The following is a 14,627-nucleotide window of genomic DNA, read 5'->3' on the forward strand; positions in this document are numbered from 1 at the left end:
CCGCCCCCGCCTCCCCCGGACGGGAGTACTTAAATGGGTTGTGCGGTCAACGGTCATCGTAACGGCCGGTGACTCCGTAGTGCTCTGTATGTCCGAGTCAGAGGAGCGAATCCCACAGTCCGAGATGATCGTCCACGAGAAGGGGTCTCTCGTGGACGCCGCCGAGTACGAGACGGTTGCGATGGCCGTCGTCGGCGCCGTCGCCGCCGCGGAGGGCGTCTCCGAGATTTCGCTTCCGCCCCTCTACGACGCCGGTATCGACCCCGACGCGCTGAACGAACTGTTCGAGGGGTCGCGGACGCACGTCGAGGGCCTCTTTTCGTTCACCTACGCCGAGTACGTCGTCACGGTCACGAGCGGCGAGGACGTGACCGTCGAGGCGCACCGAACCGTCTGAGAGATTCGCTTCCGCTTCGACGCGGGATAGCACGCCTCCCGCCGCCGTCGTGCGGTTACGCCGCGCCGAGGGCCGAAACGTATTTATAGAACTGCAAACGTCTGGAGGGGTGAGGTTTCATAACTATGGCGACACGTATGCAGCAACCACTGTACATTCTGGCGAGCGGCAGCAACCGGACCAACGGTCAGGCCGCGCAGGACTCGAACATCCGCGCCGGAAAGGCCGTCGCGAGCGCCGTCCGGACGACGCTCGGCCCCCGCGGGATGGACAAGATGCTCGTCGATTCCTCCGGTGAAGTCGTCATCACCAACGACGGTGCGACCATCCTCGAACAGATGGACATCGAACACCCGGCGGCGCAGATGATCGTCGAAGTCGCCCGGACGCAGGAGGAGGAAGTCGGCGACGGCACCACCACCGCCGCCGTCCTCGCGGGCGAACTCCTCGTCCACGCCGAGGACCTCCTCGAAGGGGACCTCCACCCCACCGTCATCGTCGAGGGGTACAACGAGGCCGCCCGCCTCGCGCAGGAGGCCATCGACGAGCAACTGCTGGCCGTCAAACTGGACGACGAACTCCTCGAACAGGTCGCCGAGTCGTCGATGACCGGCAAGGGAACCGGTGACGTGACCGCCGACGTCCTCGCCGAACACGTCGTCGGGGCGGTGCGGATGGTCCACGACGACAACGAGACGTTCGACCGGGACGACGTGCGCATCACGACGCGCACCGGGTCCTCCTCCTCGGCGACCGAACTGGTCGAGGGCGTCGTCATCGACAAGGAACGCGTCCACGACAACATGCCCCTGCGCGTCGAAGACGCCACCGTGGCCGTCCTCGACGTGAAACTCGACGTGCGGAAGGGCGAACTCGACACGGAGTACAACATCACCTCCGTCGAGCAACTCGACGCCGCCATCCGAGCCGAGGACGACGAACTCCGCGGCTACGCGAAGACGCTCGCCGACGCGGGCGTCGACGTGGTGTTCTGTACGAAGTCCATCTCGGACCGCGTGGCGGGCCACCTCGCCGACGAGGGCATCCTCGCGTTCAAGAGCGTGAAGAAGTCCGACGCCCGGGCCATCGCCCGCGCGACGGGCGCGAAGCGCCTCGGGTCGGTCGCCGACCTCGAATCGAGCGACTTCGGCCGCGCCGAGGCCGTCTCGGCCCGGACGTTCGGCGACGACGAACTCACCTTCGTGGAGGGCGGCGCGGCGGCGAAGTCCGTGACGCTGTTCCTCCGCGGCGGCACCGACCACGTGGTTGACGAACTCGAACGCGCCGTCAACGACGCCGTCGACGTCGTCGTCGCCGCGGTGGACAAAGGCGGCGTCGTCCCCGGCGCCGGCGCGACCGAAATCGCCATCGCCGACCACCTCCGCTCCGCGGCGGCGAGCATCGAGGGCCGCAAGCAGTTGGCCGTCGAGGCGTACGCCGACGCCGTCGAAGCCCTCCCGCGCACCCTCGCGGAGAACACCGGCATGGACCCCATCGACGCCCTCGTGGACCTCCGCGCCCGCTACGAGAGCGAGGGCGTCGCCGGCATCATCTCAACCGGTCGCAGCGGCGAAATCGGCGACCCCGTCGAACGCGGCATCATCGACCCCGCCGCCGTCAAGCGCGAAGCGGTCGAGTCCGCGACGGAGGCCGCGACGATGATTCTCCGCATCGACGACGTCATCGCCGCGAAGTAGAGAATAGAGATACTCTGTCGGGCGAACTCTACGCTTTCGGTGGTTAATCACCGACTCTCGCCCGATGGGATTCAGTCATCGGTGGTGCACCTTCCTCGCTCTGGAAAATAGAGATTAGAACGCGTATGAGAAAATTTGGAAGGAGAATCCCAATATAAAAATGATCATCGCAGATCGGAAATATTTCTGATTTTGGTCACGAACATAATTTTGAACAGGGACCATTCTCTTTACATGTCGGTGTGACCCAAGAGGGATTTCTTCGTCACTATCTGTGATAGCGCGTACCTGTGGGAGGTTCTTGAAGATCATGTGATGCTGTTCAAATGCCTGAATTGGATTCTCTCGATTAGCAAACAACCGCTCCCAAGAATTCACTTCGGAAACGTCTATCTTGAGGGCTGTAATTTCTACCTTGTCATCAAGGGCTTGTTTAACAGCCATAGCGAGAGGCCTGAACTTGGAGTTCGTATTATCAAGCTCTAATTTACGGCTTAGCTCCTCATAGCCGTCATAGAATGCATTAACTCGATCAGAGGCATCCTCATTCGCATACCGCCCATACAGCCATTCCGTATCAAGGGTAGCAAGAAGAGATGCCCCTATAACGTCCAGGATTAGTCCTTCAATCGAGATTACCACTGACATCTGTTTCTGAGGTAGACAAAGGAATAATATCACATCTACCATCAGCATCAGAACAACAATGAGGTAAGGATACTGGTGCCGACTACCGATTGAATCTCTGTTCTCCCCTATTAGATGCTCTAGTAGCATCACTACGCGTGTGCTGCGGCCTGAACCTATTAAAAGAAGACCTCCCAAGAGAGCAGTAGCCACGACACAATCGAACATATCTGTGGCAGCAACGAAGTTGCTAGCTCAGATTGGCCGTAGTCGCCGTCCGACGTCACCTCCCCCGATTTTCTCTCGCCGCTCCGTCCCCCGACCGTCCGACCCTCCTCTCACCGAGTCTTTACTTCGGAGTCGGTCGAACGCCTCGCCATGACCGAGGTGACGGTTCGCGACGCGACGGCCGACGACGTGCCCGCCGTCCGACGCATCGCCCGGCGCGGATGGAACACCGCCTACGGCGACATCCTCTCGCGGGAGACGATCGACGCCGCGATGGCGAAGTGGTACGCGCCCGACGCGACGCGGGCATTCGTCGAGGGCGGCGACGCGGCGTACTTCGTGGCCGAACTGGAGGCGGACGCCTCCGGCCGCACTCCGGCGGACCGGGGGACGGACCCCGTCGGTGTCGTCGGGTTCGCCGCGGGCGGACCGGGCGAGACGGAGGGCGTCGCGACGCTCAGCGCCATCTACGTCGAACCCGACTACTGGGGCGAGGGCGTCGGAACCGCGCTGTTGGCGCGAATCGAGGAGTTCTGCCGGCAGGAAGACTGTGAGACGCTCGAAATGCGCGTCCTCGCCGAGAACCGGGTCGGGCGCTCGTTCTATCGGTCGCGGGGGTACGAGGCCGTCGAAGAACGGGAGGCGGAGGTGCTCGGCGAAACGGTCCGCGAGTGCCTCCTTCGGGGGCGAATCGAGTAGTCGCTCAGAACCGCAGGCGAACGTCGTCGCCCGGTTCGAGGCCGAACGCGTCGTCGCCGCGCCCCCGGTTCACGTCGCACTCGACGTAGCCGTGACTCCCCACGGTGACGAGTCGGTCGCCGGGTTCCACCGCGGCGTACGCCGTCTCGACGGGCGCGTCCGTCCCGTTCACCGAGAGGGTGTCGCCGGTCCGCCCGTCGAGGAACGCCCCGGGGACGTTCGTGACCGCGTTGCCGAAGTCGTCCACGACGAGCACTTCGCCGCGGGCCTCGTCGCCCTCGACGGACGCCGTCGGGAACCGGAGGTCCACCGCGTCGTCCGCGGGGGTTATCGAGGGGAGCGATTCCAACTCCCCGACGCCGACTTCGTGGACGGCGGCGGCGGCGGGGGCGAACACGTCGCGGCCGTGGAACGTCGTCGAGGCCGGGTCGTCGTACTCGTAGGTGAACCACTCGGGGTCCTCGCCCGTCTCGGCGGCGATGCGCCGCGCGACGGGGCGGACGACGCCGTTGTCCGGGGCGACGACGGCGTGGTCGCCGACGCGCCCGACGAGCGCCGCGCGGTCGGTGCCGACGCCGGGGTCCACGACGACGAGGTGGACCGCCGGCGGGAAGTACGGAAGCGTCTCGCGCGTCCAGAACGCCGCCGCGCGGACGTCCTGTCGCGGCAACTCGTGCGTCACGTCCACGAGGCGGGCGTCGCTCTCCCGCAGGATGACGCCCTTCATCGCCGCGGGGTACGGCGACCCGAAGTCGGAAGCGAGCGTTATCATCGTGTCAAGCGGGGTCGGTCCCCTCGTCGGTGTCATACCCGCCGGAGTCGGTGTCGCTCACGCGTTGGATGCGTTCGATGCCGCCGATCTCGTCGATGACGCCCGCCACCGGTTCGGGGACGAGGCTCCGCCAGTCCTCGCCGGATATCATCCGGTCGCGGAGTTCGGTCCCCTGCAGGACCCCTCGGTTGAACATCGGGGACTGCCGCACTTCGACGCCCGCCTCCTTGAACAGCTGGATGACGAGCGGATTGTTCGAGTACGCCACGTCGAACGCCGGGGACATGCTCTGGACGTGACTCACCCACACGGAGTTGCGCTCTAAGTCCTCGATGGGGACGGCGTAGGTGGTGATGTCGAAGTCGACGACCGACTTCGTGACCATCATGATTCGCTCGCCCGCGGTGAACGGGTTCCGCGTCGAGTGGGAGTCGCCGGCGCTCCCGATTCCGAGGACGAGTTCGTCTACCTCCGTGGCTATCTCTTTGACCATCTGGTGGTGACCGTTGTGGTATGGCTGAAACCGGCCGATGTAGAACCCCCGCATGGTCCTGTTTTCCCGCGCATCGTTTATAAAGTGTGCGAGTCGTAATAAATCACCTAATCCGTTGTTAAACGCCCTGAAACGTCCGTTTAATTGGGGAGTGCGTCGGTCGGATGCGGGGAGAAAGTATATCAGTTGAGCGACCCACCATTGTAGTAGCGACACAGTTCTATGAGTATCAGGCACTCAACCGGCAAACGACCGGACGGGAGCGCCGCTCTCAGGAACTGGAAAGCGTGTTAGACTACTATGAGTAACGACACCGACACCGACGACAACCTTCCGGAGGAGGGGGAGAACGTCTCCGACGAGACCCCCGACTCGTCGTCCGACGACGAGGTGTTTCCGGAGTCCGGACCTGACGACGGGGTCGCAGAGCGTGGCTCTGCGGGCCGTCAGACAGGGTCTGACGACCCCGATAAAGGGACCATCGACGACCTCGGCAGCGAAGTCGAGGTCACGGCGGACGTCGCCGACGATATCGACGAAGACGATCTTCTTGGCGGTCTGCAGATAGATTCTACCGAGGAGATTCAGGTCCCGGACAGGCTCGTCGATCAGGTTATCGGTCAGGAACACGCCCGCGACGTCGTGATAAAGGCGGCAAAGCAGCGCCGCCACGTCATGATGATCGGCTCGCCCGGTACGGGCAAGTCGATGCTCGCGAAGGCAATGGCCGAACTCCTCCCCAAAGAGGAGCTTCAGGACGTCCTCGTCTACCACAACCCCGACGACGGGAACAACCCGAAGGTACGCACCGTCCCCGCCGGCAAGGGCGAGCAGATAGTCGAGGCCCACAAGGAGGAGGCCCGCAAGCGCAACCAGATGCGGTCGTTCCTCATGTGGATCATCATCGCCATCGTCCTCGGCTACTCGCTCATCATCGCCGGGCAGATTCTGCTCGGCATCCTCGCGGCGGGTATCATCTATCTGGCGTTCCGCTACGGCTCTCGCGGAAGCGACGCGATGATTCCGAACCTCATCGTGAACAACGCCGACGAGACGGCCGCGCCCTTCGAGGACGCGACCGGCGCGCACGCCGGTGCGCTCCTCGGCGACGTCCGCCACGACCCGTTCCAGTCCGGCGGCATGGAGACGCCGAGTCACGACCGGGTCGAACCGGGTGCCATCCACAAGGCGAACAAGGGCGTGCTGTTCATCGACGAGATAAACACGCTCGACATCCGCAGCCAGCAGCACCTCATGACGGCGATTCAGGAGGGCGAGTTCTCCATCACGGGCCAGTCCGAGCGCTCCTCGGGCGCGATGGTCCAGACGGAACCCGTCCCGACGGACTTCATCATGATCGCCGCGGGTAACCTCGACGCGATGGAGAACATGCACCCCGCGCTCCGCTCCCGCATCAAGGGGTACGGGTACGAGGTGTACATGGACGACACCATCGAGGACACCCCGGAGATGCGCCGCAAGTACGTGCGCTTCGTGGCCCAAGAGGTCGAGAAAGACGGCCGCCTGCCCGACTTCTCCGCGGAGGCCATCGAGGAGACCATCCTCGAAGCCCGCCGCCGCGCCGGCCGGAAGGGTCACCTGACGCTCGAACTCCGCAACCTCGGCGGTCTCGTCCGCGTCTCGGGCGACATCGCCCGCGGACAGGACGCGGACGTCGTGACGCGCGACCACGTCCTGCAGGCGAAGGGTCGCAGTCGCTCCATCGAGCAGCAGCTCGCGGACGACTACATCGAACGCCGCAAGGACTACGAACTGCAGGTCGCGGAGGGCTACCAAGTCGGCCGCGTCAACGGTCTGGCGGTCATGGGCGAGGACTCCGGCATCATGCTCCCCGTGATGGCCGAGGTCACGCCCTCGCAGGGGCCGGGCGAGGTCATCGCCACCGGTCAGCTGAAGGAGATGGCGCAGGAGGCGGTCGACAACGTCTCGGCCATCATCAAGAAGTTCTCCGACGAGAACATCTCCGAGAAGGACATCCACATCCAGTTCGTCCAGGCCGGACAGGGCGGCGTGGACGGCGACTCCGCCTCCATCACCGTCGCGACGGCGGTCATCTCGGCGCTCGAAGGCGTCGGCGTGGACCAGTCGCTCGCGATGACCGGCAGTCTGTCGGTCCGCGGCGACGTGCTCCCCGTCGGCGGCGTCACGCACAAGATCGAGGCCGCGGCGAAGACCGGATGTGACAAGGTCATCATCCCCGCCGCGAACATGCAGGATGTGATGATCGAAGACGAGTACCGCGAGATGGTGGAGATAATCCCCGTCTCCCACATCAGCGAGGTGCTCGACATCGCTCTGGAAGGCGAACCCGAGAAGGACTCTCTCGTAGCCCGCCTCAAGAGCATCACCGGTTCCGCACTCTCGCAGGAGAACAAGGTCTCCGGGCCGTCCAGCCCGAGTCCGCAGTAACGGCGGATGCCCGACTGGGCGACGTTCGCGGCGTTCGCGGGCCTCGTCACGTCGGCGCTTCTCTTACTCTCTCACGCTTCTCGCGGCGTTATCTCCCACGGCGACCACGACGGCCGGCGGACGCCGTCGAACGCGCCCGACGCACCGCACCGGTCGGCGGAGTCGCGTGCGGACGTACGAACTGAACCGAGAGACGCCGGTCCGAACGGCGGGTACGACCTCCGGTCCGACGCCGCGTCCCCCCCGTCCGAATCGTCCGTCGGAGACGGGTCGGAGGCCGATACCGAGGCAGAAACCCGCGCCACCGAGGGTGCCGAGACGCCGTCCGAGGAGTTCGTCGCCGCGGACCCGGGGCGGAACCGCCCGCGCCCGTCGGCCGCAGAGGCGACTGCGGACGCCGGTCCCTCGACAGCCCTCCTCCTCGTGAACGTGGCGGTGTCGCAGGGGCTGTTTGCCGTCCTCCTTCTCGCCGGCGCGTGGTTCTCGGACATCCCCGCGTGGGCGTTCGGCGCGGGGTTCGAGACGCTCACGCCGTGGTACGCCCTCGTCGGCGTCGGATTCGGCGTCGTCCTCTACGGCGCGAACGAACTTGGCTCCGCGGTGGGCGAACGCTTCGGACTCGGCGGCGGCGAGGAACTCCGGGAGGCCCTCGCCCCGGATACGCTCCGTGGATGGGCCGTCCTTCTCCTCGGCGTCCTGCCCATCATCGCGGGGTTCGAGGAACTTCTCTTCCGCGGCGCACTCGTCGGCGTCATCTCGGCGGGGTTCGACGTCTCGCCGTGGGCGATGGCCGTCGTCTCCTCCGTCGCGTTCGCCCTCGGGCACGGCGCGCAGGGCCGCATCGGCGTCGTCGTCACCGGCGTCCTCGGGTTCGTCCTCGCGGCGGGGTTCGTCCTCACCGGGAGCCTCCTCGTCGTCTTCGTGGCGCACTACCTCGTGAACGCGTTGGAGTTCGTCGTCCACGAAGGGTTCGCCGAGCGAACGTGAGTGAGCGAGGCGAACCTCGCGAGACGAGCAAAGCGAGTCTCACGGACACCGCGGATGCGACGATCCCCGTTAGGACCAAGTGTGACAATAACTAACGTTCACCTAGGCCATGTACCCTCTGACTATCAGCACGGACAGGTCCGCGTTCGACCGCATCCGCGACGCGATACTCAACCGCGGTGACCGAAACGACGACCGAGAAGAACCCGGCGCGCCCACTCCGGGGTGAGTGCGAACGCGTCCCCGCGCCGCGTTCGGTAGCGACCGACCGCGGCGGCGGCGACGCCCGCGCAACATCCTCGAACGACGAACCTTTTACTGTCCGGACCTCCCCAGTTCCGGCATGGCAGACACTCGGCAGACGGCGATACGAGCGATTCTGGTCGGCTACCTCGCACTCTTGGTCGTGGCCGTCGTCACCGGCAACCCCCTCGCGAACGTCGCCGTGGACGTCGGATTCGGCGTCGTCGCGCTCTACTTCGGCTACACCGTCTACGAGGAGCGGAGTCGCGGAACCGACCCGCGCGTCCGTCTGGCCACCGCCGGGGCGTTCGTCCTCGCGGGCCTCGCGCAGTTCGTCTCCGTCGCGATGTGGGCCGCCGGGATGGGGTCCAACGCGGTGGAAACCGTCGCCTCGGCGTTCTTCGTCCTCGGCTTCATCGGCTACCTCGTCATCCGACGGGTCTGAGGCGGCCTCACGCGGACTCTCTCTCTCGCAGGCGGCGCGCCACCTCGGCCGGCGCGCCGCCCGGCGCGTCGCGGACGCGGTGGTCGGGGATGAAGAGCGGAACCGGGTTCTCCGAGAGGGCCGTCCGCACCGTCCGTCGGTCCTCCTCGTCCTCGTCGTCGAGTCCCGCGAGTTTCGCCACCCGTCCGAGCGACACCGTCTCGCCGTACGGGAGTTTACGAACCGCGTCGAGGACGCGCCGTTGCTCCGTCGGCACGGTGAGGGCGACGGTCACGTCGTCGAAGTGGTCCGACTCGCCGTCGAGGTAGTCGAACACCCGATCCAACAGGGGGTGGTCCGCCTCGGCGTCGTCCGGCGGCGTCTCGGGGAACGAGACGTTGATGACTCGACCGCTGGCGACGCCGATCTGCACGGTTCGCCCGAGTCTGTCCGACCGCCGGGCGAAGACGCCTGCGTCCATACCCGTCGCTACTCCGTCGTCGGCCTTGAACCTTGACGACGACGCGCAAGCCTTATGTGCAAATGAGTCCGTTGATGTACAACGATGGACGCTAGTGAGGACGAACTTGCGCCGGAGGTGCGGTCCATCCTCGCGGCCGCACGCGACCGGTCGGGCGGGGAGTCGCGCGTCAGCGTGGACGCGCGGTCGTTCCCCGACGCGGTGGACGCCGCCGAGGACGAGGGACGAGTGCCCGTCGTCGCGGAGGTGAAGCCGACGAGTCCGACCACCGAGGGGACCAGAGCCGACGACCCCGTCGAACTCGCCCGCGAGATGGTCGCGGGCGGGGCGACGGCCCTGTCGGTGCTGACCGAACCGGAGCACTTCGGCGGTTCGACCGAGAACCTCCGGCGGGTCCGGGAGGCCGTGGACGTGCCCGTCCTCCGGAAGGACTTCGTCGTCAGCGAGGCGCAACTCGACGCCGTGGAGGCCGACGTCGTCCTCCTCATCGCGCGGTTCGTCGGCGACGACCTGCCGGACCTCCTGGAGGCGGCACGCGAACGCGGCTTTCAGGTGCTCGTGGAGGTCCACGACCGGGCGGAACTGGACCGCGCGGTGGAGGCGGGCGCGGAGATAATCGGGGTGAACAACCGCGACTTGGCGAAGTTGGAGGTGGACCTCGAAACGTTCGAGAGGGTCGCGCCCCACGTCCCCGACGACGCGACGCTTCTGGCCGAGAGCGGGGTTTCCAGCGTCGAAGACGCCCGTCGCATGCGCGCGGCGGGCGCGGACGCCCTCCTCATCGGCACGGCCATCATGGACGGCGACGTGCGAGCGAACGCGGAACGATTCACGACAGCGGAGACATCCGAATGACGGAGACACAGACAGACGGCAAGTTCGGCGAGTACGGTGGTCAGTACGTCCCCGAGGCGTTGATGCCGGCGATAACGGAGTTGACGGACGCCTACGAGCGGTACGTGCTGGAGAACGAAGACGGCTTCATGGACGAGTTCCGGCGTCGCCTGCGGGACTTCGGCGGGCGACCGACGCCCACGCAGTACGCGGAGCGACTGTCGGAGCGGTACGACTGCAACGTCTACCTGAAGCGCGAGGACCTGGTCCACGGCGGCGCGCACAAACTCAACAACGCCCTCGGGCAGGTTCTCTTGGCGAAGTACATGGGCAAAGAGCGCATCGTCGCGGAGACGGGCGCGGGCCAACACGGCACCGCGACGGCGATGGCGGCGGCGCACCTCGACATGCCCTGCGAGGTGTACATGGGCAAGCGCGACATCAACCGCCAGCGTCCCAACGTCTTCCGCATGCGACTCAACGGGTCGACGGTGACGCCCGTGACGGCGGGTCGCGGCACCCTGAAGGAGGCGATAAGCGAGACGATGCGCGACTGGGCGACGAACGTCGAGGACACGCACTACGTCATCGGGTCCGTCGTCGGCCCGCACCCGTTCCCGGCGATGGTGCGGGACTTCCAGTCGGTCATCTCCGAGGAAGCGCGCGGACAGATGCGCGAGAAGACGGGCGGCCTCCCCGACGCCGTCCTCGCGTGCGCCGGCGGCGGGTCGAACACGATGGGCGCGTTCGCGGAGTTCGTAGACGACGAGGACGTGGCCCTCTACGCCGTCGAGGCGGGCGGCAGTTCCCTCTCCGTGGATGAGGAGTCGGGCGTCGCGCCCAACTCCGCGTCCCTCTCGACGGGCCGGGAGGGTGTCCTCCACGGCGCGCGCACGAAGATTCTGCAGGACCGCGACGGCCAGATAATGGAGTCGCACTCGGTCTCCTCGGGGCTGGACTACGCGGGCGTCGGCCCGGAACTGGCCCACCTCGTGGACGAGGGGCGGGTGACGGCGGCGAACGTGGACGACGACGCGGCGTTGACGGCGTTCCACCGCCTCTCGCAACTGGAGGGCATCATCCCGGCGTTGGAGTCCGCCCACGCGTTCGCCTACCTCGAAGAGAACCGCGGGGAGTTGGGCGACTCCGTGCTGGTGAACCTCTCGGGCCGCGGCGACAAGGACCTCGAATCGGTCATCGAGGAGACGGAGAAGCGCGACATCGACATCGCGCCCGACATGACCGAGTTCGCGGGGGGGTTCTAGATGGCGAACGACGCCCTCGAAGCGGCGTTCGCGGACGGGCCGGCGTTCGTCCCGTACCTCGCGGCCGGCGACCCGGACTACGAATCGTCGCTGAAGTACGTCGAAGCCCTCGCGCGCGGCGGCGCAGACGTCATCGAACTCGGCCTGCCGTTCTCGGAACCCGTCGCGGAGGGGCCGACCATCCAAGGGGCGGTCGTTCGGTCGCTGGAGGCCGGGATGACCCCCGACCGCTTCTTCGAGTTCGTCGAGGACCTGGAGGTGGACGTGCCCCTCGTCTGCATGACGTACTACAACCTCATCTACCAGTACGGGGAGAGCGAGGCGCGGGGCGCCTCGGAAGCGAGCGGTGAAACCGCGAGTACGGGCCCGCGCCCGTTCGTCGAGAAGGCCGCCGACGTCGGCCTCTCGGGGTTCGTCGTCCCGGACCTGCCCGCCGAGGAGGCAGGCCCCCTGCGCGAGGCCTGCGACGAGTTCGGGTTGGACCTCGTGTTCATCGTCGCGCCGACGACGCGCGGGGAACGCCTCGAACGGATCATGGAGCAGGTGTCGGGCTACGTCTACGTCCAAGCCCGACTCGGCGTCACGGGCGCGCGCGAGGACGTGTCCGGACAGACCGAGGAGAGCCTCGACAGACTCGAAGCGTACGACGTGCCGAAGGCGGTCGGATTCGGCATCAAGACGGGCGACCACGCCGAGCGAATCGTCGCCGGCGGCGCGGACGGCGTCATCGTCGGGAGCGCCCTCGTGGACCTCGTGGCGGAGGGCCACGAGAACGACGAGGACGCGGACGCAGTCGCGGAACGACTCGAATCGCTGGCGCGCGAACTGAAGGACGGAGCGGAGCGCGGATTCGCGCAACGTGAGCCACAAGCGGAACGCACATAACCCGAGGTTGCCACAGTCTCACACAATACAATGCACGCAGGACTCCACGCACGACTCGAACGCATCTCGACACGCGGACGATACGTCGTCGTCCCGATGGACCACGGAATCACGCTCGGCCCGGTCAAGGGCCTTGTGGACCTCGAATCGACGGTAGACGCCATCACGCGCGGCGGTGCGGACGCCGTTCTGACGCAGAAGGGCGTCGCCCCCCGCGTCCACCCGAACAAGAACGGCAAGGGCTACATCGTCCACCTGAACGGGTCGACGGTCATCGGCCCCGACGAGAACGACAAACGCATGACGGGGTCGGTCGAAGAGGCCCTTCGCTCCGGCGCGGACGCCGTCTCCTTCCACATGAACGTCGGGTCGGCGCACGAACCCGACCAGATGACGCAACTCGGCGAACTGACCGAGAAGGCGCACCGCTACGGCGTGCCGGTCCTCGCGATGAACTACGCGCGCGGCCCCGGTATCGACGAACACGACGCCGAGAGCCTCGCCCACGCCGTCCGCCTCGCCGAGGAACTCGGCGCGGACGTGGTGAAGACGGCGTACTCCGGCGACGGCGACTCCTTCGAACGCGTCTGCAACGCGACGCGCCTGCCGGTCATCATCGCCGGCGGCAGTCGCGGCACGGACAGAGAAACCGTGGAGATGGTCCGCGGCGCGATGGACGGCGGCGCGGCGGGCGTCTCGATGGGTCGATCCATCTTCCAACACGACGACCCGGAGGCCATCACGCGCGCGGTGAGCGCAGTCGTCCACGACGACGCCGACGCAGAGAGCGCACTCCGGCAGGCCGGACTCGGCATCGAAGCGTAAACCGACGCGGTTCTCCTCTTCTCCCGCCGCCCGAACCGCGGGTACCGCCCCTGAACACCGCACCGGCAACCGATTGAATACGGAGAGGGAGAAACGAATCTTCCGATGGATACGTTCGCCGACGCGGACATCGACGCCATTCTCGCCGGAGAGAGCGACTGGTTGGGTTCGGAGGCGGCGGAGACGCTCGCGCACCACCCGCTCGAATCGGTCGAAACCGAGTTCCCCCACCACGCTCGGTCTCTGGACTCCCCCTCCGGCGGGCCGCGACCGAAGGAGCGACACCCGGTGTTCTTCGGTTGCTACGACTGGCACTCGGCGGTCCACAGTCACTGGGCGCTCGTTCGCCAACTCCGACTGTTCGAGGACCACCCCGAGCGCTCTCGAATCGTAGAGAGCATCGACGGTCGGTTCACGCCCGAGAACGTCGAACGTGAGGTCGAACAGTTCGAGCGCAACCCCGCGTTCGAGAAACCCTACGGTTGGGCGTGGCTCCTCCACCTCGCGTCGGAACTGCACCTGTGGGGGAACGACCGCGCCGCAGCGTGGCGCTCGGTCCTCGAACCGTTGGAGCGGAAGATCGTCTCCCTCGTCCGCTCGGAGTTTCTGACCCAAGAGCGTCCGTTCCGGGTCGGAACGCACCGGAACTCCGCGTTCGCCCTGCACTGCGTCCTCGATTACGCGCGGACGGTGTCCGACACCGCGCTCGAATCCGCCGCCTCCGAGACGGCGAGGGAGTTCTTCGCCGAGGATCGGGACTACCCGGTCGAGTACGAACCGCTCGGGTGGGACTTCCTCTCGCCCTCGCTGACCGAGGCGGACCTGATGCGCCGCGTCTACGACCGCGACGAGTTCGAAACGTGGGCCGAGGGGTTCTTCCCCGACCTGGCCCGCTCTCCGTACGATTCCGTCCTCGAACCCGTCCGCGCCGATTCGGACCCCGAGGAAGGGGTCGCGCTCCACCTCGTCGGACTGAACGTCTCGAAGGCGTGGTGCGCGGCGGGCCTCGCGTCCGCCCTCGACGGCCACCGGTACGCCGAGCCGTTCCGTCAGAGCGCGGAGAGACACGCCGAGCGCGGATTACAACGGGCGTTCACCGAGAACTACGCCGGGTCCCACTGGCTCTCCTCGTTCGTCCTCTGCCTCCTCACCAGAGAGGAGGGCGGCATCGCGCCGGCGTAATCGCACTCGTCAGTCGCTGTTTCTCCAGATTCTCCCGTTTCGGCCGGTAAGCGGTCGGAGCGACGTGCACCCTCCGCCGAGTGTCCGATTTCTCGGAACGCCCCGATTTCGTATCGCGGTATTTGATGTATGTCTCTCTCGCCGGCGTCGGTTCTCGT

Annotated in this window: 15 protein-coding genes; 11 read left to right on the forward strand and 4 right to left on the reverse strand. The window is 66.4% G+C overall.

Annotated features, from left to right (window positions below; translation table 11 throughout):
• Positions 1-88 precede the first annotated feature (88 nt).
• Both ACZ522_RS15055 and thsA read left to right on the forward strand, forming a co-directional pair.
• Entirely contained in the window at positions 89-397 is a 309-nt protein-coding gene (locus ACZ522_RS15055) for a HalOD1 output domain-containing protein (RefSeq protein ID WP_379697884.1), read from the forward strand.
• A gap of 137 nt (positions 398-534) precedes the next feature.
• Complete coding sequence (gene thsA, locus ACZ522_RS15060) at positions 535-2,094, forward strand: thermosome subunit alpha (RefSeq protein WP_379697882.1); 1,560 nt, start codon at positions 535-537, stop codon at positions 2,092-2,094.
• Between the two features lie 114 nt (positions 2,095-2,208).
• Here the strand turns inward: thsA and ACZ522_RS15065 are convergent, their stop codons facing one another.
• Positions 2,209-2,934 carry a hypothetical protein gene (locus ACZ522_RS15065; protein ID WP_464391783.1) on the reverse strand — a complete coding sequence of 242 codons (726 nt, stop codon included), beginning with the start codon at positions 2,932-2,934 and terminating at the stop codon, positions 2,209-2,211.
• 165 nt (positions 2,935-3,099) lie between these two features.
• Between ACZ522_RS15065 and ACZ522_RS15070 the strand changes: the two genes are divergently transcribed.
• A complete protein-coding gene (locus tag ACZ522_RS15070; RefSeq protein WP_379697876.1) occupies positions 3,100-3,648 on the forward strand; it encodes a GNAT family N-acetyltransferase in 549 nt (182 codons plus the stop codon).
• A 4-nt stretch (positions 3,649-3,652) separates the two neighbouring features.
• Here ACZ522_RS15070 and ACZ522_RS15075 read toward each other — a convergent pair whose 3' ends face one another.
• Together ACZ522_RS15075 and ACZ522_RS15080 are read right to left on the reverse strand one after the other, a co-directional pair.
• Positions 3,653-4,420 (reverse strand): SAM hydrolase/SAM-dependent halogenase family protein, encoded by a 768-nt coding sequence (locus ACZ522_RS15075; protein WP_379697874.1) that lies wholly within the window; start codon positions 4,418-4,420, stop codon positions 3,653-3,655.
• 4 nt (positions 4,421-4,424) lie between these two features.
• Positions 4,425-4,967, reverse strand: coding sequence for a nicotinamide-nucleotide adenylyltransferase (locus tag ACZ522_RS15080; RefSeq protein WP_379697872.1), 543 nt, complete (start codon positions 4,965-4,967; stop codon positions 4,425-4,427).
• 246 nt (positions 4,968-5,213) lie between these two features.
• Between ACZ522_RS15080 and lonB the strand changes: the two genes are divergently transcribed.
• The 3 genes from lonB to ACZ522_RS15095 all read left to right on the forward strand — a co-directional run bounded on the left by lonB (position 5,214) and on the right by ACZ522_RS15095 (position 9,018).
• A complete protein-coding gene (lonB, locus tag ACZ522_RS15085; protein WP_379697870.1) occupies positions 5,214-7,343 on the forward strand; it encodes an ATP-dependent protease LonB in 2,130 nt (709 codons plus the stop codon).
• Positions 7,344-7,349: 6 nt separating this feature from the next.
• The gene (locus ACZ522_RS15090) at positions 7,350-8,330 is read left to right on the forward strand and encodes a CPBP family intramembrane glutamic endopeptidase (protein ID WP_379697867.1); all 981 of its coding nucleotides are present in this window, start codon (positions 7,350-7,352) and stop codon (positions 8,328-8,330) included.
• 343 nt (positions 8,331-8,673) lie between these two features.
• Positions 8,674-9,018, forward strand: coding sequence for a hypothetical protein (locus ACZ522_RS15095; protein WP_379697865.1), 345 nt, complete (start codon positions 8,674-8,676; stop codon positions 9,016-9,018).
• Positions 9,019-9,025: 7 nt separating this feature from the next.
• Here the strand turns inward: ACZ522_RS15095 and ACZ522_RS15100 are convergent, their stop codons facing one another.
• The gene (locus ACZ522_RS15100) at positions 9,026-9,478 is read right to left on the reverse strand and encodes a methylated-DNA--[protein]-cysteine S-methyltransferase (RefSeq protein ID WP_379697862.1); all 453 of its coding nucleotides are present in this window, start codon (positions 9,476-9,478) and stop codon (positions 9,026-9,028) included.
• 84 nt (positions 9,479-9,562) lie between these two features.
• Here ACZ522_RS15100 and trpC point away from each other — a divergent pair, with 84 nt between their 5' ends.
• The 5 genes from trpC (at position 9,563) to ACZ522_RS15125 (ending at position 14,469) form a co-directional block, all read left to right on the forward strand.
• Entirely contained in the window at positions 9,563-10,333 is a 771-nt protein-coding gene (trpC, locus tag ACZ522_RS15105) for an indole-3-glycerol phosphate synthase (protein WP_379697860.1), read from the forward strand.
• Entirely contained in the window at positions 10,330-11,577 is a 1,248-nt protein-coding gene (trpB, locus tag ACZ522_RS15110; RefSeq protein ID WP_379697857.1) for a tryptophan synthase subunit beta, read from the forward strand. The genes trpC and trpB overlap by 4 nt, the downstream gene beginning before the upstream one ends.
• Entirely contained in the window at positions 11,578-12,462 is an 885-nt protein-coding gene (gene trpA, locus ACZ522_RS15115) for a tryptophan synthase subunit alpha (RefSeq protein ID WP_379697855.1), read from the forward strand.
• A gap of 30 nt (positions 12,463-12,492) precedes the next feature.
• The gene (locus tag ACZ522_RS15120) at positions 12,493-13,287 is read left to right on the forward strand and encodes a 2-amino-3,7-dideoxy-D-threo-hept-6-ulosonate synthase (RefSeq protein ID WP_379697852.1); all 795 of its coding nucleotides are present in this window, start codon (positions 12,493-12,495) and stop codon (positions 13,285-13,287) included.
• A gap of 105 nt (positions 13,288-13,392) precedes the next feature.
• Positions 13,393-14,469, forward strand: coding sequence for a DUF2891 domain-containing protein (locus ACZ522_RS15125; protein WP_379697850.1), 1,077 nt, complete (start codon positions 13,393-13,395; stop codon positions 14,467-14,469).
• The last annotated feature ends 158 nt before the right edge of the window (positions 14,470-14,627 follow it).

The sequence above is a fragment of the Halopelagius fulvigenes genome (genome assembly GCF_055398025.1).

Coding starts and splice junctions, on each gene's coding strand:
- ACZ522_RS15055 (WP_379697884.1), top strand. CDS start 89: ATGTCCGAGTCAGAGGAGCGAATCCCACAGTCCGAGATGATCGTCCAC.
- thsA (WP_379697882.1), top strand. CDS start 535: ATGCAGCAACCACTGTACATTCTGGCGAGCGGCAGCAACCGGACCAAC.
- ACZ522_RS15070 (WP_379697876.1), top strand. CDS start 3,100: ATGACCGAGGTGACGGTTCGCGACGCGACGGCCGACGACGTGCCCGCC.
- ACZ522_RS15075 (WP_379697874.1), bottom strand. CDS start 4,420: ATGATAACGCTCGCTTCCGACTTCGGGTCGCCGTACCCCGCGGCGATG.
- ACZ522_RS15080 (WP_379697872.1), bottom strand. CDS start 4,967: ATGCGGGGGTTCTACATCGGCCGGTTTCAGCCATACCACAACGGTCAC.
- lonB (WP_379697870.1), top strand. CDS start 5,214: ATGAGTAACGACACCGACACCGACGACAACCTTCCGGAGGAGGGGGAG.
- ACZ522_RS15090 (WP_379697867.1), top strand. CDS start 7,350: ATGCCCGACTGGGCGACGTTCGCGGCGTTCGCGGGCCTCGTCACGTCG.
- ACZ522_RS15095 (WP_379697865.1), top strand. CDS start 8,674: ATGGCAGACACTCGGCAGACGGCGATACGAGCGATTCTGGTCGGCTAC.
- ACZ522_RS15100 (WP_379697862.1), bottom strand. CDS start 9,478: ATGGACGCAGGCGTCTTCGCCCGGCGGTCGGACAGACTCGGGCGAACC.
- trpC (WP_379697860.1), top strand. CDS start 9,563: ATGGACGCTAGTGAGGACGAACTTGCGCCGGAGGTGCGGTCCATCCTC.
- trpB (WP_379697857.1), top strand. CDS start 10,330: ATGACGGAGACACAGACAGACGGCAAGTTCGGCGAGTACGGTGGTCAG.
- trpA (WP_379697855.1), top strand. CDS start 11,578: ATGGCGAACGACGCCCTCGAAGCGGCGTTCGCGGACGGGCCGGCGTTC.
- ACZ522_RS15120 (WP_379697852.1), top strand. CDS start 12,493: ATGCACGCAGGACTCCACGCACGACTCGAACGCATCTCGACACGCGGA.
- ACZ522_RS15125 (WP_379697850.1), top strand. CDS start 13,393: ATGGATACGTTCGCCGACGCGGACATCGACGCCATTCTCGCCGGAGAG.